Annotated in this window: 17 protein-coding genes and 2 tRNA genes; 2 read left to right on the top strand and 17 right to left on the bottom strand. The window is 65.8% G+C overall.

The features are described 5' to 3' along the window. Nucleotides 1-216 (bottom strand): transposase (locus tag FVP33_RS00600; protein ID WP_222706581.1); only part of this gene is annotated, 216 nt, incomplete at its 3' end. A gap of 302 nt (nt 217-518) precedes the next feature. Then, nucleotides 519-1,103, bottom strand: coding sequence for an AAA family ATPase (locus tag FVP33_RS20175; protein WP_187270518.1), 585 nt, complete (start codon nt 1,101-1,103; stop codon nt 519-521). 482 nt (nt 1,104-1,585) lie between these two features. On the opposite strand from FVP33_RS20175, the gene FVP33_RS00590 reads away from it, so the two are divergent. After that, nucleotides 1,586-3,037, top strand: coding sequence for a DUF2130 domain-containing protein (locus FVP33_RS00590; RefSeq protein WP_147781693.1), 1,452 nt, complete (start codon nt 1,586-1,588; stop codon nt 3,035-3,037). Between the two features lie 668 nt (nt 3,038-3,705). Here FVP33_RS00590 and FVP33_RS00585 read toward each other — a convergent pair. The 5 genes from FVP33_RS00585 to FVP33_RS00565 all read right to left on the bottom strand — a co-directional run bounded on the left by FVP33_RS00585 (nt 3,706) and on the right by FVP33_RS00565 (nt 7,160). Beyond that, on the bottom strand, nt 3,706-4,047 hold the full coding sequence (locus FVP33_RS00585) for a hypothetical protein (protein WP_147781692.1): 342 nt from the start codon (nt 4,045-4,047) through the stop codon (nt 3,706-3,708). A gap of 2 nt (nt 4,048-4,049) precedes the next feature. Next, nucleotides 4,050-4,511 carry a prevent-host-death protein gene (locus FVP33_RS00580; RefSeq protein WP_187270517.1) on the bottom strand — a complete coding sequence of 154 codons (462 nt, stop codon included), beginning with the start codon at nt 4,509-4,511 and terminating at the stop codon, nt 4,050-4,052. A 338-nt stretch (nt 4,512-4,849) separates the two neighbouring features. Continuing rightward, nucleotides 4,850-4,923: transfer RNA gene (locus tag FVP33_RS00575), tRNA-Ile, on the bottom strand. A 15-nt stretch (nt 4,924-4,938) separates the two neighbouring features. Continuing rightward, the gene (locus FVP33_RS00570) at nt 4,939-6,189 is read right to left on the bottom strand and encodes a glycosyltransferase (protein ID WP_147781691.1); all 1,251 of its coding nucleotides are present in this window, start codon (nt 6,187-6,189) and stop codon (nt 4,939-4,941) included. Between the two features lie 29 nt (nt 6,190-6,218). After that, nucleotides 6,219-7,160 (bottom strand): DMT family transporter, encoded by a 942-nt coding sequence (locus tag FVP33_RS00565; protein ID WP_147781690.1) that lies wholly within the window; start codon nt 7,158-7,160, stop codon nt 6,219-6,221. A gap of 40 nt (nt 7,161-7,200) precedes the next feature. Here FVP33_RS00565 and def point away from each other — a divergent pair, with 40 nt between their 5' ends. Then, nucleotides 7,201-7,767: a peptide deformylase gene (gene def, locus FVP33_RS00560; protein ID WP_147781689.1), complete on the top strand. Its 567-nt coding sequence runs from the start codon at nt 7,201-7,203 to the stop codon at nt 7,765-7,767. 224 nt (nt 7,768-7,991) lie between these two features. Here def and FVP33_RS00555 read toward each other — a convergent pair whose 3' ends face one another. From FVP33_RS00555 to FVP33_RS00510, 10 genes are all read right to left on the bottom strand, one after another. After that, nucleotides 7,992-8,903, bottom strand: coding sequence for a sensor histidine kinase (locus tag FVP33_RS00555; protein ID WP_246142093.1), 912 nt, complete (start codon nt 8,901-8,903; stop codon nt 7,992-7,994). Nucleotides 8,904-8,999: 96 nt separating this feature from the next. Next, nucleotides 9,000-9,329, bottom strand: a complete 330-nt coding sequence (locus FVP33_RS00550; protein WP_147781688.1) for an SHOCT domain-containing protein — start codon at nt 9,327-9,329, stop codon at nt 9,000-9,002. A 127-nt stretch (nt 9,330-9,456) separates the two neighbouring features. Beyond that, nucleotides 9,457-10,122, bottom strand: a complete 666-nt coding sequence (locus FVP33_RS00545; RefSeq protein WP_147781687.1) for a response regulator — start codon at nt 10,120-10,122, stop codon at nt 9,457-9,459. Then, complete coding sequence (locus FVP33_RS00540; RefSeq protein WP_222706580.1) at nt 10,119-11,363, bottom strand: sensor histidine kinase; 1,245 nt, start codon at nt 11,361-11,363, stop codon at nt 10,119-10,121. The genes FVP33_RS00545 and FVP33_RS00540 overlap by 4 nt, the downstream gene beginning before the upstream one ends. Before the next feature lie 127 nt (nt 11,364-11,490). Continuing rightward, nucleotides 11,491-11,563: transfer RNA gene (locus FVP33_RS00535), tRNA-Asn, on the bottom strand. Between the two features lie 190 nt (nt 11,564-11,753). Continuing rightward, nucleotides 11,754-12,740: a lactonase family protein gene (locus FVP33_RS00530; RefSeq protein WP_147781686.1), complete on the bottom strand. Its 987-nt coding sequence runs from the start codon at nt 12,738-12,740 to the stop codon at nt 11,754-11,756. After that, nucleotides 12,737-13,651 (bottom strand): D-isomer specific 2-hydroxyacid dehydrogenase family protein, encoded by a 915-nt coding sequence (locus tag FVP33_RS00525; RefSeq protein ID WP_425460918.1) that lies wholly within the window; start codon nt 13,649-13,651, stop codon nt 12,737-12,739. Before FVP33_RS00525 ends, FVP33_RS00530 begins: the two co-directional genes overlap by 4 nt. Nucleotides 13,652-13,749: 98 nt before the next feature. Then, nucleotides 13,750-14,709, bottom strand: coding sequence for an ATP-binding cassette domain-containing protein (locus tag FVP33_RS00520; RefSeq protein ID WP_281289352.1), 960 nt, complete (start codon nt 14,707-14,709; stop codon nt 13,750-13,752). Nucleotide 14,710: 1 nt separating this feature from the next. Continuing rightward, complete coding sequence (locus FVP33_RS00515) at nt 14,711-16,393, bottom strand: ABC transporter ATP-binding protein (RefSeq protein WP_147781685.1); 1,683 nt, start codon at nt 16,391-16,393, stop codon at nt 14,711-14,713. Then, nucleotides 16,390-17,325, bottom strand: a complete 936-nt coding sequence (locus FVP33_RS00510; RefSeq protein WP_147781702.1) for an ABC transporter permease — start codon at nt 17,323-17,325, stop codon at nt 16,390-16,392. Before FVP33_RS00510 ends, FVP33_RS00515 begins: the two co-directional genes overlap by 4 nt. Between the last annotated feature and the right edge of the window lie 79 nt (nt 17,326-17,404).

The following is a 17,404-nucleotide window of genomic DNA, read 5'->3' as shown; positions in this document are numbered from 1 at the left end:
GAGCCGCCGGTTCTCCTCGACCACGTCCGACGTGACGCCGGGCCTTGCGCCCGCGTCGACCTCGTAACGGCGCTGCCACACCCGCAACGTCTCGGGACTCATCCCCAGCAGCCCTGCCACATGCCGGATCGCCGTCATCTGATTCGGGTGATCCACCCGCGCCTCACCGAGCATCCTCAGAGCCCGCTCACGCATCTCAGTCGTATATCTAGCCATCAGTTCCATCCTTGATCAAAAGACGGAACTAAACCCAGGCCGAATCACGAGAGCTGCAAGCCGAGTGTTGATTCGACTGGTTTGCAACCCTGTAGACGCCTCAACACTGTTTTTGACCTTCGTTTTGAGCTGAGCGATTGTGGCTTCGTTTTCGACGAACCATTCAGCTTGAGCACGAGCTCCTGCATCAGACATGACTGCGCCGATTAGTTCGTTCAGAGCCGATCCTTTGCCCGATTCTCCGACCTGACTAGAGATATTCGTCGCAGCAGGTACTAGTACGAGCCGCACACATTCGCGAATCACGTTCGGCCCGTTAATGCCGAACATGTGGTTGGCGTCGTCGTTCGCAACGTCCACGAGCTGCGCGGAATGGCTCGGCTCCGCTTCCCACTTCGAAAGCGCATCGTGTACAGAATCGCGGGATGGAGCGAGACCGAGGTCTGGAAGTTCCGCATGGGCGTCTCGCAGCAATTTGTATCGGGGCGGAAGTCGCCGACCTTCGTGAAGGATCGGATCTCTGCGAACCCGGGCCCCTGGGTCGCGTTGCCAACCACCTTGTCCTTCTGCCCGATCGACCAAGTCCTTTGGAATGTCGCCTGAGCGCCCCGCCCGTATTGTCTCAATCGCTCGCGATCGTGGTCAGTTAGTCCCGAGAATGTGACGGCAACCTCCACAACGCAGTCCTCGTCCGCAGTGACTCCCTCTTCGTACCCGCAGACGTCGGACGGCTCGAGCGTTCGTCCATTGAAGAACCAATCAAGTGCGTAGAGGATTGAAGACTTGCCAGCTCCATTTGCTCCCACGAGCGCGGAATAGTTGTCGACCTCGAAGGAGACGTTCTTCAGGCTGCGATAGTTCTTGACTGCGATGTGGCTTATCTTCACGCTGAGTCCCCCGTTGATTTATGTGAGTATGACACAGCTAAAAGGACTACCTAGGTCCGTCTCGCAACGGGCAGCCACGTCCTCCGGTCCGTCACTGTCGAGTTACTCGCAACAGACAAACATGGACGCCGAAGGGGCCCTTAGCAGGACCCGCTCGAGTGCCGAGAATCATATCGATCGGGCAATTCGGTATTGCGCCGCGGGCGCAGTGGTGCATCGAAATCTCGAGCGCACATTCAACGTCCCTTTCGACACAGGCACCTAGGCGCGATCCTCGAGTACTTATCCTCGCCTCGATCCCGTCCTTGTATCATCGTCCGTGCCGCCGACAATCGTTACTCAGATAACGAATGCCCGCGCTGAAGCTGCGTACCTGCGTTCGCATATATGCCAACCCGTTCTGAATGTCAGGTTCTCCTTGTTCATAGAGGCCCTGACCTCGATACTGAATAAAACTTCATTTGAGCGGTGAAAGGTACGTCATGCATGAGATCGTGTGCCCGCACTGCAAGAAAGCGTTCACCATTGACGAAGCAGGTTATGCCGACATCGTCCGCCAGGTTCGCAACGATGAGTTCCAAACCGAGTTGCACGAGCGCCTCATCGCTGCAGGCAAGGAAACGACGGCAGCAGTGGAACTTGCAGAAGCCAGGGTTGCGGCTTCACTCAATGCTGAGTCAGCTGCGAAAGACTCGAAAATCGCTGAGCTGCAGGCAACGCTCGATGGTGCCGGCGTGGCCACGAGATTGGCCGTAATCGACGAGACACTGAAAAGGGACACCGAGATCGAACGGCTCAAAGGCGAGCTCAATTCGGCTGCGATGTCAGAAAATCTAGCAATCATGAAAGCCGTCGAAGTAGTCGAGACGGCACGCAGCGAGGAGGCCAGCGCGCTGTCTCAAGCGTCGGCCCGCAAGGATGCGGAGATCGAGCGTCCAAAGGGCGCGATCAAGACGGCGGAGGCCAAAGGCCAGCTCGCCCTAAACGAGGCGACTCAAATTATCGCAAACGAGCGAGATGACCTTGCGCGCGACCTGAAGGCCAAGCACCTCGAATTCGACGGCAAAGAGCTAGTACTGCGAACCGATTTTGAAGGCCGGCTGCAATCAAAGGACCTGCTTCTGAAGGACAAGGAAGATGCCATTGAGCGACTTCGGGATCTCAAAGCCAAACTCTCAACAAAGATGCTCGGCGAAACGCTGGAGCAACATTGCCAGATCGCTTTCGAGCAATTGCGCGCCACGGCTTTTCAATCCGCCACTTTTGGCAAAGACAACACGACGTCCGAGTCCGGCAGCAAGGGCGACTACATCTTCCGCGACCACGGTGACGACGCGATCGAGTACATCTCGATAATGTTCGAGATGAAGAACGAAGCTGACGCCACTAAGGCAAAACAGACGAACGAATCCTTCCTCAAGGAACTCGAAAAGGATCGAAACGAAAAGAATTGTGAATACGCGGTTCTCGTATCGTTGCTCGAGCCCGAGAGTGAGATCTACAACGCCGGCATTGTCGATGTTTCCCACATCTACCCGAAGATGTACGTCATTCGTCCGCAGTTCTTCATTCCAATGATTTCCCTATTGCGAAACTCTGCGCAGGCGACGATCGGGATCCGATCCGAGCTCGCGCGTGTCCAAGAGCAGAATCTCGACATCACGAATTTTGAGCTGCGCCTCGGTGAGTTTCAACAATCATTTTCGAAAAACGTGAATGACGCAGGTAGACAAAACGACAACGCGATCGACGCCATTGACGCTGCGATAAGAAAGCTCGAAGATTCCAAAGAGGCGCTCCGTCTGTGGGTCAAGCATTTGAACACTGCTAGCGGAAAGTCGGAAAAACTCTCCATACGTTCTCTCACGAAGGGGAACTCGACGATGGAGACAAAGTTCGCCGCCATCGAAGCGGACGCGACAGCTGTCGCTTAGAGGGCGTGATTGAGCGGGCGCGCTGCGCACAGCAAGGGTGTACGCAGGGCGCCTGCCCAAGATCTCCTCTGAATGTCGGCGCACCACCATAGAGTGACGAACATGAATGGTGTGAAGTGCCGCACTACTAGAGCTCCTATCGCTACGCGTGCCGAGGCGGCCTCGATCGCGCTAGGGGTCAGAAAGGGCGCCGCGGCAGTTCAATGTCCATACTGCGGTTGGTGGCACGTCGTCGGGTACGGCTCCCCGCTCGAGCGTCCGTCCAAACCGACAAAGCGACGGTAGTCGCCGGACTCCCAAGCGTTCTGCCTTTCGGATTCAGCGGTCGTGCCCACGGGGATCCGTCGTAACATCCGCGACTCCCCCTCGTTGTTGCACCTTGGACGATTTCGTTGGGCATCCGAAATGAGAGGCGCGTGTCGTTTCACGAGGGCTAGGGTCGCTCGTGCGATCGCTCGCCCGATTCCATGGTGGGCCTTTGCCGAATTGCGACTACTGCTGTCGCATGCCGCCTGTGCTGAACATGTCGGAATTTGGTCGCATGGCGCAAGAGCCCCGTGAGCGTTCGAAGCCGACTAGCACTACCTACAAGCACGACTCGCCAGCCGACCGAGATCGTGCCCTCGATGTTTTGTCGGGCATGGAGCTCCGAATCGCAGTGCGGAGAGCTATTTTGTGGCGTTTGGATGCCGCGTATGCACTTGCTCGAGATGAACGATCTGTCCTTCGACGTAGAACCAGATCCTCGCATCCCCGCCTGCGGTTGGCTTGTGCTGCCAGCGCGTGTGGCTGATGCCGTCGCGGGTGACGACACCGAGCGCTCCCTGGAGCGGATAGTTGGTCGGGGTGTGTGCCAGCGGGGTTCGAGTCAGGAAGTCCCACGCGTCGGCGAGTGGGCCGCGAATCGTCGCACGCAGATCGGTCCATCCGCGCTGGGCCGATGTCGACGCGAAGCGGATCTCGTACTCGCTCTTCTTCGTCGGGCGTTCTACCTTCTGATCCCGAGCCATCGCTACGGGCGCTCCACCAGCACGTCTGCCGCAAGCCACTCGACGGGCGAGGTGCCCAGCCCCGCGGCAATGGCTATCGCCGTCTCTTCCCAGGCGGTCAGCTCCGCGACGGCGAGGTGCGCTTGCCCGGTCGCAAAGGACGCGCGCGCCGCCTCGAGAAGTTCCGTGGCGCACAGCTCACGATCCTCATTGCTCAACGCCAGCATCCAGGGGAACTTGTCCGACATGCGCTCGGCGAGCGATCCGCGATCGCCGGTCGCCGCGGCGATGAGCTGTCCAGCGAATTGGAGCAACCGCTGACGCGAATCCGCCTCGCTCTTGGACATCAGGACCAGGTCCTCGCCGTCACGACGAGTGACATCCACCGGGTGATCCTCGGCCGCGGCGAACACCGATAGGGGACGACGACTGAGGTCGGACGACTGGAAGGTCCGGTCGGGAGCGGGGCTGGCGGCGATTGACATGTCGCAATAGTACTTCAGAATACATTCTGATACCAGCGATCAGCGCTCAAATTGGAGCTCGCGACGCGACCCGTGCTTTTTGCACGAACGTGCTATTCCGGGGTCAGCCCAATCCGCCCGAACCCAATCGAGGCTGACCGAGTCAGGGCGATACCAAGCGAATAAGTGCTGCATAAACGTGCGCGGCATCAAGTGCGTCACTATGCTGGGCGGAAAAATGCAGATCAGCTAGCATTTTTGAGGAAAGGCACTACTCGAACCCAAAACCGACTGACTATTTACTCAAGTCTCTCGCCAGAACGTCGATCTTAAAGTCCTGGCCAGAGGGCACTTTCTTGTGGGGCGGACGGGACTTGAACCCGTGACCGACGGATTATGAGTCCGCTGCTCTAACCAGCTGAGCTACCGCCCCGCGAGCTCGAAGAGGCTAGGGAACCTGCTCGTCGAGCGACGCATCGGTCACCGGATCGGTGACCGTTTCACCACGATACAGGCTCTCGAAGATGCTCAGCGTGCGTTGGATGTCGTGCGCAGCGATGTAGTTGAGGCTCGCCTTCTTCATCGCCATGAGCTCGTCATCCGGCAGCGTCAGCACGTCGGTGAGTTTGGCGGCCAGGTCGGCGGAGTCGCCCGGGGTGAAGAGGTGGCCGTTCCGCCCCTCGTGCACGAGGTGCGGCAGCGCCATGGCGTCGGCGGCGACGATGGGAAGCGCGGAGGCCATCGCCTCCATCGTGGCGATGCTCTGCAGTTCCGCGATCGACGGCATCGCGAAGACGGTGGCGCGGGTGAGAGCGGCGCGCAGTTCCTCGTCGGTGACGTAGCCGGTGAAGTTCACCCGATCCGCGATGCCGAGATCCTTGGCCATCTGCTTGAGCTGGTTCATCTGGTCGCCGCCGCCCACGATCTCGAGCTTCGCGTCGAGCGAAGGATCGATGGCCGCGACGGCGCGCAGCAGAACGTCGATGTGCTTCTCGCCGGACACCCGGCCCACGAACACGATGGTGTTGCCCGTGCGCTTTTCGAAGCTCGGCGTGTAGAGCGCCGCGTCGATTCCGCAGGAGATCGCGTGCACCCCGACGAGGTTCGTCTCGGCCTCGAGGAAGTCGGCGGCCTTGCGGCTCGGCGACGTGACGGACTCGCACAGCCCGAAGGTGGATGCGGCATCCGCCCAGGCGGCGCGGATCACCGGCTTGCGCAGGAAGTGCGGCAGCTTGGTGTGGTCGATCATGTTCTCGGGCATGAAGTGGTTGGTGCCGACCACGCGGATGCCGCGCTTCACCGCCTGGCGGGCGAGCCCCCGCCCGACCACGATGTGCGACTGGATGTGCACGACATCCGGCTTGACCTCGTCGAGGATGCGCGCGGCATGCGCCTGGCTGCGCCACGGCAGCACGAACCGCAGCCAGTCGTGCGGGTACCAGCGCCACGAGTACACCCGGTAGACGGTGAATCGGGCGCCGTCGTGCTCTTCGACGAAGGTGCCGTGCTTGCGGCTGGCGGCTGGAGCCTCCACGAAGACGTCGTGGCCGCGGTCGACGAGTCCGGCCGCGAGGCGGGAGGCGAAGTTCGCTGCACCGTTGACGTCGGGTGGGAAGGTGTCTGCACCGATCAGTACGCGAAGGGGAGCCTTCGCGGCCGAGAACGTGTCAGGCGGGGAATCGGACAAATCTGTGAGCATCCCTTGCATTAGTAGCCGGCAGCATCAGCTTAGTGCTGCGTCTGCGGATGGTGTTTGGAAAGCTGGAAGACGCCGTAAACAGCAAGGATACCAGCGACGATGAACGCGACGATTGCGTACCAGGGCGCGTCGGCCGCCTCCTGCAGCACGACGATGCCGATCGACACGGCAACCAGGGGGTCGATCACCGTGAGTCCGGCGATCACGAGGTCTGGCGGCCCTGACGAATACGCGCTCTGCACGAAGTAGCCCCCCATCGCGGCCGCCGCGATCAGGGCGATGACGCAGGTGAGGGTGAGCCACTCGAATCCGTGGGTGTCCGACGCCCCGATGAAGAGGGTGTGGATGCGGTCGATGACGACCTTTGCGAGGGTCGCGACGAACCCGTAGAGCACGCCGGCACCCACGATGTAGATGATCGCCTCGAAGCGCTTCCGCAGCAGCGCGAAGACGATGGCGAACGCCACGGTGATCACGACGAGAAGCACCAGCACGATCACCAGTTCCGTCTGCGAGATCTCCTTGGACTGGCCGGTGATCGTGGCGATGGTCACGAACAGGCCGACGCCCACGATGCAGAAGGAGATCGATCGGATGGCGCGCCGGGTCAGCCTGACCCCCGAGACCCGGGCGTTCACCACGGCAGTGATGATGAGGGCGATCGCGCCGAGCGGCTGCACGACGATGATCGGGGCGAAATAGAGGCTCGTGAGCTGGAACACCACGGCCAGGCCGAGAAGGAGCGTGCCGAACACCCAGGACGGGCGGCGAAGAAGGGCGAACAGCTGGCCGAGCCTCAGCCCGCCGGATGACCGCGTTTCGCTCTGCGTCTCGACCTTGACGACGCCGCGATGCTGCAGCTGGGCGCCGATCGCGAGGAAGACCGCGCCGACGAGGGCGATCGGGATTCCGATGGCCTTGGCGGGAGTGAGGCTGATCGTGTTGGCGAGGTCGGTCACGTCAGGCAGCACGCCATGACTTTACCCGCTGACCCTCCGATATTCTTGGCGAATGGCCGTTCTCCCGATTCTCATCACCGGCAGCCCAGTGCTGCACTCCCGCGCCGCCGACGTCACCGAATTCGACGACGACCTGCGGTCCCTCGTCGCCGACATGTTCGAGACGATGGAGGCGGCGCCCGGGGTGGGGCTTGCGGCTCCCCAGGTGGGCGTCTCCCGGCGCATCTTCGTCTTCAACTGGCTGGATGACGACGACGTGCTCTGGCGCGGCGCGGCCATCAACCCCGAGCTGTGGATAAGTCCCACCGCGATCGGCCCGGCGGACGAGGAGACCGAGTCGGAGGGCTGCCTCTCGGTGCCCGGCGAACGGTTCCCCCTGCACCGCGCCGACCTGGCCATCCTCCGCGCCCTGGACCTCGACGGCGAGCCGTTCGAAATCAGCGCGGAGGGCTGGCTGGCGCGCATCTTCCAGCACGAATACGACCATCTCGACGGCATCCTCTACGTCGACCGACTCGCCCACAAGCACTCGCGGGCCGCGGAGAAGGCGATCAAGAAGAGCGGCTGGGGCGAGCCGGGACTGGCCTGGACTCCGGGTATCGACGACCTGGAGGGGTAGCCCCCTCCCCGCGACTGTGCCCGTTTGTCGCGATTGTCACGGGTCGCCCGGGCACCCCGACGACAAACGGGCACAGTGGCGAAACGGGCACAGTGGCGACCGCACCCCCGAGCGGCACCCCGCGACACCTAGAACACGGCGCGAACGAGCGCGGCGGCGAGGCCCACCGCGAGTGCCTTGCGAATCGCGGCGGAGTCCTCCCGCGGGCGTTCGGGCACGGCCGCTCAGGCGTCCAGGTTCACGCCGTGAACGCCGTTGTCGTAGCGCAGCGCTGGGAAGACGGCGGAGATCGAGAACCCCACTCCGGGCACCGAATAGGCGTTGAGGATGCCGCCGAACAGGGCAGCGCGCTCCCGCATCTCGGTGATTCCCGGGCCCACGACGACCTCGGTGAGCGAGTTGAGGTCGTCCTGGAAGGTGTAGGTGCGGCTCTGCGCGAGCTTGTCCGGGTCGAGCCCCTGACGCTTCGCCGCGGCGCGCACCCCATCGTCGTCGACGAGCACCTGGAGGCCCTCGGCGGTCCAGGTGAAGGCGACCTTGACATCCGTGCCTTCGCCGCCGTAGGTGAGGGCGTTGGACAGCGACTCCTGCACGATGCGGAAGATGGCCAGCTCCGCACCCTGGGAGAGATCGAATCGTTCGCCATGCTCCACGAACGTGATGTTGAGGCCGGCCTCCCCCATCACCGCGAGCAGGTCGCGGATGGTCTTGAGCCGCGGCTGCGGGGTGGCGGCGGCCTCGCCGTCGCGCACGACGGTCATCACGCGCCTGAGGTCGGCGAGGGTGCCTCTGGCGGTCTCGGCGATCACGGCGGCCGAGCGCGCGGCCACCGCCGGATCCGCCGCCGCGGCATACCGGGCTCCGTCGGCCTGGCTGATGATCATCGACACGGAGTGCACGGCCACCTCGTGCAGCTCGCGCACGATGCGCAGACGGGCCGACTGCTCCTGCAGCGACACCTCGAGTTCGAGCCGCTGCCGCTCGGCGGCCACGCGGTCGTAATACTGGCGGCGACGCCCGCTCGCGGCTCTCAGCCAGAGCACGAGGAAGAGCACCGTGAGAACGAAGAAGAGCACGAAGGCTCCCGAGAGGCCTATCGCCACGGCCTGCGCGTTCTGGTCCAGCCAGGCGTTCACACGCTTCTCCTCTCGGCGGACGCGCGGTTCGGCGCCAGACACGAGAGTATCGCGAACCGGTGGCCGGCGTTCGGCCACCGGTTCTCGAACGCCGCTCTACTTCACCGGCGGCTGGGGATACGCGTTGGCGCGAATCACCTCGAGCCGGGCGCGGTACTCCTTCTCGTCGATGTCGCCCTGGGCGAATCGTTCGGCGAGGGTGGCCTCGGCGGAGCGTGCGGCGCCGCCCCACGGGGTGTGGCCCGGTCCGTAGTGGCCGGGTCCGCCCCAGCCCGCGCGCCGCCAACGGCGGCCGACGAGGCTGAAGATCAGCACGAACAGACCGATCCAGAACAGCGGGATGAGCAGGAACAGGAAACCGAACCCGGCGCCCATTGGTCCAACCCAATGAGCTGCAGGCGCGGCCAGGGCAAGTGTCGAAAGCACGATTCTTCCATTCGATCGGGGGTTCCGGCGGAACCTCATGACCTCAGGATCGTCGCTTGCCGCTCGGGGCGAATCTGCCCACGGGATGCTGCGCACTACTGCCCAGGGAGCATTCTCGGTCTCCGATCTACTCCAGGTAGCCCGCCCGCACGATGCCGGTCTCGTAGGCGACGACCACGAGTTGCACGCGATCTCGGGCGCCGAGTTTGGACATGATCCTCGAGACGTGCGTCTTGGCGGTGAGGGGACTCAGGAAGAGCTTGCGCCCGATCTCGTCGTTGGTGAGGCCGTGGCCCACGAGGGCGAGGACCTCCCGCTCCCGGTCGGTGAGCACGGCGAGAGCCGAGGTGTCCGGTGCCTCGTTGAGGGTGCCGGCCACGCGTTCGAGCAGTCGCTTGGTGACGCTCGGCGACAACAGCGCCTCTCCCCCGGCCACGACACGCACCGCGCGGATCAGCTCCACCGGCTCGGTGTCCTTCACGAGGAAGCCGCTCGCCCCGGCGCGGATGGCCTGGGCGACGTATTCGTCGAGTTCGAAGGTGGTCACGATCACGATGTGGGTGCTTGCCAGTGCCGGGTTGGCCACGATCTGCTCGGTGGCCCACAGCCCGTCGCCGTCAGGCATGCGGATGTCCATGAGCACGACATCCGGCTTCTCCCTGGTCACCAGCGCGACGGCGTCGCGGCCCGTTCCCGCCTCGCCGACCACCTCGAGGTCCGGTTCCGCCTCGAGCAGGGAGCGGAACCCGCCGCGGATCAGCTGCTGGTCGTCCGCGATGGCGACGCGGATCATTCGACCACGTCCGTCGTGTGGGTGGGGATGCGCGCGGTCACGCGAAACCCGCGGTACGGAAGCGGCCCGGCCTCGAGGGTGCCGCCCAGCAACTCGGCCCGCTCGTGCATGCCGAGCAGCCCGCGACCGCCCGAATCGTGTTTCGCCGCCGTCGCACCGACGCCGTCGTCCGTGATGGAGAGGATGTAGGTTCGCGCCTCCTCCCGCAGGTGAACCGTGGCCTTCGTGGCCCTGGCATGACGCAGAACGTTGGTGAGCGATTCCTGCGCGATGCGATAGAGCGCGAACTGGGTCGCGGCGGAGGGAACCGTGGCCAGATGGTCGACGAGTTCGACCTCGATCCCCTCCCCGGAGACGGATGACACCAGCCCGGGAAGACGGCTGAGGTCCGGTTCGGGCACGAGCGGGGCGCTCGGGTCGGCGCCTCCCTCCGCCCGGAGGATGCCGAGCACCGAACGCACCTCGTCGAGAGCGGTCTTGCTCGTCTCCTTGATGCTCGCGAGGGCCTCCTTGGCCTTCTCGGGCTGCTGGTCCATGAGGTGCAGGCCGACTCCGGCCTGCACGTTGATTTGGCTGAGCGAGTGCGCGAGCACGTCGTGAAGTTCCCGGGCGATGCGCACGCGTTCGGCCTGCACCTCGGACTGCTTGCGTTCGGCGACCCGGCGGGAGAATTCGGTGAACCTCTCCCGCCTGGTGCGGATGCCCTCGCCGATGCCCAACACGATGAGGATTCCCAGCGTGATGGCGGCGATTCGCGGCGGCGACAGGCTCAGGCCGAACCAGATCGCGATGACGAGGGTGGTCACCCAGGCCACGGCCACGGAGATCCAGGCCCACACCCTGGCTCCGCGCACGATCGCCGACACGATCGCGAAGGCGAGGGCGATGTACGGCGGATGCAGGCTGTCGCTGAACAGGAGGAGGTCGGCGCAGCCGGCGGCCGCGGTGATCGCCACGACCGGCCCGGGGAAGCGCCTCGCGCCGATCAGCGCCAGCGGACCCACCAGGGCGATCGCGAGGGCCAACAGCATCTGATTGCGGTCCGACCACTCAGCGGCGTGCAGCGCGCCGCCGCCGCGGCCACGGAACAGCATGGCGGGCACCTGCACGACGAAGGCGACGACGACCGGAACCCACAACTTCGCCCGTTGAGACATCCGCCAGTGCGGCCGGTGCTCGAAGGCCCTGTCGTCCCAGGGTTCACGCCAGTGCGCTTCTGCAGAGCGGGCGCGGTAGGGCATGGACCGATCGTAGTGGGGGGCACGGACCGCGGCATCCACCCCCCGGCGGCCAGTCGGTACTCCGCCGGGAGTACGGCCCGTTAACGAACAAAGGCCGCAGGGGGTGGAGCCCCTTGCGACCTTCGAGCTCCCCGACTTGGACTCGAACCAAGAACCTGCCGGTTAACAGCCGGCTGCTCTGCCAATTGAGCTATCGAGGATTGCTGTGAACAGCTTGCCTACTTTACCAAAGGTTGGCCGGTCTCCAAATCGGCGCCTCCGGTGGGCGTTTCGCGCCGGCGCGACCGGGGGCCCCGGCGCCCGGCTCTGTGCCGCTTTGACACGACTGTGCGCCGTCGAGCGGGCGCAATCACGACGAACGGGAACGAACCAGAGGAGAGGCGGTCCGGCTCAGCGCACCGGAAGCAGGTAGGTGGGCGACGGAACGCTCTCCGGACGCCCGATGGGGCGCGGGATGCCGGTGTGCGGCTCGAGTCGGAAACTCGTGAGCGTGCTCGAGAGCTGGTTCGCCACGTGGAGCACTCCGCCGTCGCGCACGAGGTGTCTGGGCCACGACCCGCCGGTCGACACGGCGGCGACCGGCGAAAGGTCCTCGATCCTCAGCACGGCCACCCGGTTGGAGCCGCGCAGGCCCGCGTAGCCGAACGTGCCGTCCTCGTCGATGGCGAGGGCCGCCGCGTGGTCGCCGGCGGCCCAGTCGGCCACCACACGGCCGCTGGCGATCGTCTGGGCGGTGTCGTCAATGCGGTAGATGCCGCCGTCCAGCTCGCCGAGCAGGTAGATCCGGCCCGCGCTGTCGGCGAAGTCGCGCGGTCCGGTGCCCGCGGGGAAGGCCCCGGTTCCGATGCGTTCGAGCGCGCCGTCGCGCACCCGGTGCACGTGCACCCGGTCGGCGCCGAGGTCGGCGCTCAGCACCGTGGACCCCACGACGTGGGTGGCGTGGGCGTGGGGTCCGCCCTGATCCTCGGCCGGACCGCTCCCCGAGCCCTGCAGGGTCTGGGCGAGTTCGCCGATGCGCCCATCCGCATCGAGCGGGAACACGTCGACCGATCCGTCTCGATAGTTCGACACGTAGAGGTGGGTCGGCGTGACGCTGAGGTGGCAGGGCGACCCGCCGCTGACCGCCCGGCCGCCGAGGGCCGCCATCCCGAACTCGTCGACCCGGCGGAAGGCCTCGACTCGGCCCGAGCCCTCGTCCGTGGAGTAGACGATGCCCGGCACGACACCGTTGGCCAGGAACGACGGCGACGAGGTCTCGGCGGCCAACCCGAGGAACTCGAGCGTGCCGTCCTCACGGGTCGCCGCCGCACCGATACCGAGCGCGTCACCGCCCATCGAGGCGGTGTACGAACCGATCCAGTGCGTGACGGGCCTCAATAGCCGGCCTCGACATCCACGACGCCCACAAACCGGCCGTCGCCGAGAAACGCTTCGACATTCTCGCGGATCCGTTCGGCGAGGAGCGGGGCGATCATCGCCGGGGTGTCCGCACTGTGCGGCGTGATGATCACGCGGGGTTCGTTCCACAGCGGATGACCGTCGGGAAGCGGTTCGGGGTCGGTGACGTCCACCCCGGCCCCGGCGATCTCCCCGGCCGCGAGCGCCGCGGTCAACGCCTCGGTGTCGACGAGCCCGCCCCTGGCGATGTTGATGAGGATGGCGGTGGGCTTCATCGCGGCGAGTTCTGGCGCACCGATGAGCCGTCGGGTGCCGTCGGTGAAGGCCGCGGCGATCACGACGACATCCGCGTGCGGCAGCACCTCGGCTAGCCGGTCGGAGGTGACCGTGAGCTCCGCGCCAGCCAGGTCTCCCGGGCTGCGGCGAACCACCGTGACATGCACCCCGAACGGTTCGAGCAATCGGATGAGTTCGACGGCGATCCCGCCGGCGCCCACGATGAGCACATTCAGTCCGAACAGCGAGGTTCCGAACTTCTCTCCGGTGGGCCAGCTCGTGGCGCGGACCCGCATCGGGATGAGGCGCAAGAGGGCGAGAGTGAGCGTGAGGGCGTGTTCGGCGACCGGCTGGGAGTACGCCCCCTTCGCGCTCGTCCAGAGCGGCAGCGGTCGGTCGGCGTAGCCGGCGAGCACGTGCGAGAAGGCGTCGACTCCCGCATACGGCAGCTGCACCCACTCGATGCCGGGGTGGGCGTCGAGCACGTCGACCAGGTCCTGCGCGTCGCCGTACGACAGCCAGACCAGGCCGCGTGTTCGCTCGGACAGCGGCGCGATCTCGCCGCCGCCGGCGCGCACCGCATCGGCGAACCTCGGATCGTCGTCCGGCATCACCGCGATGGTTCCCGCGTGCGGTCTGCGCTCCGGCGGCACGGCCTCGACCTCACGGGCGGAGACTGCGCGGTGTTGCGAGACTGCGTGCTGCGTTGTGGTCACGTGGCTGATCTCCCGGCGCCTGGCGCCTTCTTCGGTTTCGGTGCAGGCCGGGTGTCGGCGATCGACTCAACGACCTCCGGCTGCACCCCTTGGTGGTCCTCGGTACCCGGGTGCGTCGGAGCCGGTGTCACCCTCGAGCGCTCGAGCCGCCTGGCCTTGGCGAGCCCCTTCACGTAGTAGTCCTCCGGATCGGAGAACACCTCGTCGATGGGGCCATCCCCCACGACGACCCCGTGCTGCAGCACGACGACTCGGCTGGCGATCCGCGAGACGACGGACAGTTCGCTGCTCACGATGAGCGCCGAGAAGACCCGATCGTGCTGGAGCGACGCGATCGTGTCGAGAACACTGTCCCGGACCAGGGCATCGATACCGCGGGTGGGCTCGTCGGCCACGAGGAGCGCCGGCTCGAGGATGAGCGCCCGCGCGAGGGCCACCCGCTGACGCTGACCGCTGCTGAGCTCGTGCGGCAGCCGGGACATCAGGCCCAGCGGCAGTCGCACCGCGTCGATCGCGGTGGCGACGGCCGCGTTCGCCTCGCGCACGTTGAATCTGCGGTCCCGTCGGAAGATCGGCTCGGCCACGTTTTCCGCGACGGTGAGGATCGGGCTCAGCCGTTCGGCCTCGTCCTGGCGCAGGTAGCCGATCCTCAGGGTGAGACGATCGCGCCGACGCCGGCCGATGCCGCGAAGCTCGCGGCCGAACACCTCCAGCGATCCCCCGCAGATCTCCGGGGTGCCCTCGCCCGAACCGATCAGCCCCGCCTCCCCGGCTATCGCCCCGGCGAGCGTGGACTTGCCAGAACCGGACTCGCCGAGAAGTCCGACGATCTCGCCCGCCGCGATATCCAGATTCACCCCGCCCACCGCGAGAAAACGCGACTGGGTGTTGTTGGCTCGGTAGCGGATCGACACGTCACGTGCCGACACCACCAGGCCCGCGGGCGGGGACTCCACGCTATTCCTCGGACCGCAGGAGCCGCAGTTCCTCGCGTCGGAGCGCCTGTTCGGCCGGGTTCGGAACGGGCAGCGAGGCGAGCAGCCGCTTGGTGTACGGATGCTGCGGAGCTCCGAGCACCTCGGCGCCCGTCCCCTCCTCCACGAGTCGCCCCTGGTAGAGCACGGCGATTCGGTCGGCGAGGATGTCGACGACCGCGAGGTCGTGGCTGATGAAGAGCGCGGCGAAACCGAACTCCTTCTGCAGCTCGGCGAACAGTTCGAGCACCTTCGCCTGCACCGAGACATCGAGCGCGCTCGTCGGCTCATCGGCGATGAGCAGCTTCGGCTGCAGGGCGAGTGCCCTGGCGAGGGAGGCCCGCTGCCGTTGGCCGCCGCTCAGTTCGTGCGGGAAGCGGTCGCCGAATGCCCTGGGCAATTGAACCGCCTCGAGCAGTTCGTTCACCCGTGAGCGGGCCGCCCGGGCATTGGGCGACTTGCCGTGCACGATGAGCGGCTCGGCCACGCACTCCGCAATCGTCAGAAGCGGATTGAAGCTCGTGGCCGGGTCCTGGAACACGAAGCCGATGTCGCGTCGCAGCGGCCGGAACCGGCGCTCGTGCACCCCGAGCATCTCCTGCCCGAGCACCGTGAGCGAGCCGCCCGTGATCTTCGTGAGTCCGCCGATCGCCCGCCCGATGGTGGTCTTGCCCGATCCGCTCTCGCCGACGAGGCCGAGCACCTCGCGCGCGCCGATCTCGAAGCTCACGCTGTTGACGGCGCGGAAGCCCTTCCTGCCGAGGCGGCCGGGGTACTCGATCACGAGGTCCTTCGCGACCACGAGCGGCTCGGAGGTCGTGAGGGCGCGCTCGGCCGCTCGCTCCTGCGTTCGCACCGTGCCGGAGCCCAGGTAGGGCACGGCGGCGAGCAGCTTCTTCGTGTACGGATGCTGCGGGTTCTCAAAGAGGGAGGTGGCGTCCGCTTCCTCCACGACCTTGCCCTCGAACATCACGGCCACGCGGTCGGCGAGGTCGGCCACCACTCCCATGTTGTGGGTGATGAGCACGATCGCCGTGTCGAATTCGTCCCGCAGCCGACGAAGCAGGTCGAGGATCTCGGCCTGCACCGTCACATCGAGGGCCGTCGTCGGCTCGTCGGCGACGATCAGCTCCGGGTCGAGAACGAGCGCCATCGCGATCACGACCCGCTGCTTCTGGCCGCCGGAGAACTGGTGCGGGTAGTAGTTGACCCGGTTGGCCGCGTCCGGGATGCCGACCTTCTCGAGGATGTCGATCGCCTTGGCCTTCGCCTCCGCCCGCGTGTACTTGCCGTGGGCGTGCAGTCCTTCCGCGATCTGCCAGCCGACCGTGTAGACGGGGTTGAGCGCCGTCGACGGCTCCTGGAAGACCATCGCCGCGCCCGTGCCGCGGATCTCCCGCAGCCGGGCCTTGCTCACAGTGACGACGTTGTCCTGGCCGAGCAGCACCACACCGGATGCCGTGGCCGTCTCCGGCAGGAGCCCGAGGATCGACTTGGCTGTCACGGTCTTCCCGCTGCCGCTCTCGCCGACGATCGCGAGCACCTCCCCCGCGTTCACCGAGAGGGTCACGCCGTCGACGGCGCGCACATCGCCGCCGTCGGTCGCGAAGGTGATGGTGAGGTCGGTGATGCCGACCGCCTGTTCGCCGCGGGCAAGTGAACTCATTCGCGCACCTCCAGTGCGAGATCGCCGACGACATCCGTGCTCGCCTCGGGGGCGGTGTCCGAGGTCGGGGCGGGCGGCGGCGAGCCGACGGCACGCCTTCTGGTCCGCAGACGCGGATCCGCGAGGTCGTTGAGGCTCTCGCCGACCAGGGTCATCCCGAGCACCGCGAGCACGATCGCCAGCCCCGGGAACACCGAGGTCCACCAGATTCCGCTCGTGACATCGGAGATCGACTTGTTGAGGTCGTAGCCCCACTCCGCCGCGGACGTGGGCTCGATACCGAAGCCGAGGAAGCCGAGTCCGGCCAGGGTGAGGATGGCCTCCGAGGCGTTGAGGGTGAAGATCAGCGGCAGGGTCCGGGTCGCGTTGCGCAGGATGTGTCGGAACATGATTCGACCGGAGGAGGCTCCGAGCACCTTGGCGGACTCGACGAAGGCCTCGGCCTTGATGCGGACGGTCTCCGCCCGGATCACCCGGAAGTACTGCGGGATGAAGACCACCGTGATCGAAATCGCCGCGGCGAAGACGCCTCCGACGAGATTCGACCGCCCTCCGGAGATCACGATCGACATCACGATCGCGAGCAGCAGCGTCGGGAAGGCGTAGATCGCGTCGCAGACGACGACGAGGATGCGGTCGAGCCAGCCGCCGAGATAGCCCGAGACGACTCCGAGGAGCACGCCGGCGAAGATCGAGAGCACGATCGCCACGACGATGACGAACAGCGCCGTCTGCGATCCCCAGATCACCCGGGAGAGCACGTCGTAGCCGCCGACCGTCGTCCCGAGGAGGTGGGCACCCGACGGCGGCTTCTGCGCCCCGAAGTTGCCGTGCGCGTCGGAGAGCTGGGAGTAGCCGAAAGGGGCAAGCAGCGGGGCGAAGATGGAGGTGAGAACGAAGATCGCGACGATGATCAGTCCGGCGACGAGCATCCCGCGTTGGAGCCCCACGCTCTGCCGCACCTGGTGCACCACGGGGATGCGCGTCCAGAGCGGGCGTCTCGGCGTGAGG

Source organism: Lacisediminihabitans profunda (genome assembly GCF_008040105.1).
Classification (GTDB): Bacteria; Actinomycetota; Actinomycetes; order Actinomycetales; family Microbacteriaceae; genus Lacisediminihabitans; species Lacisediminihabitans profunda.
Note: the sequence above shows the minus strand (reverse complement) of the source record. Positions and strands in the feature narration are given on the sequence as shown.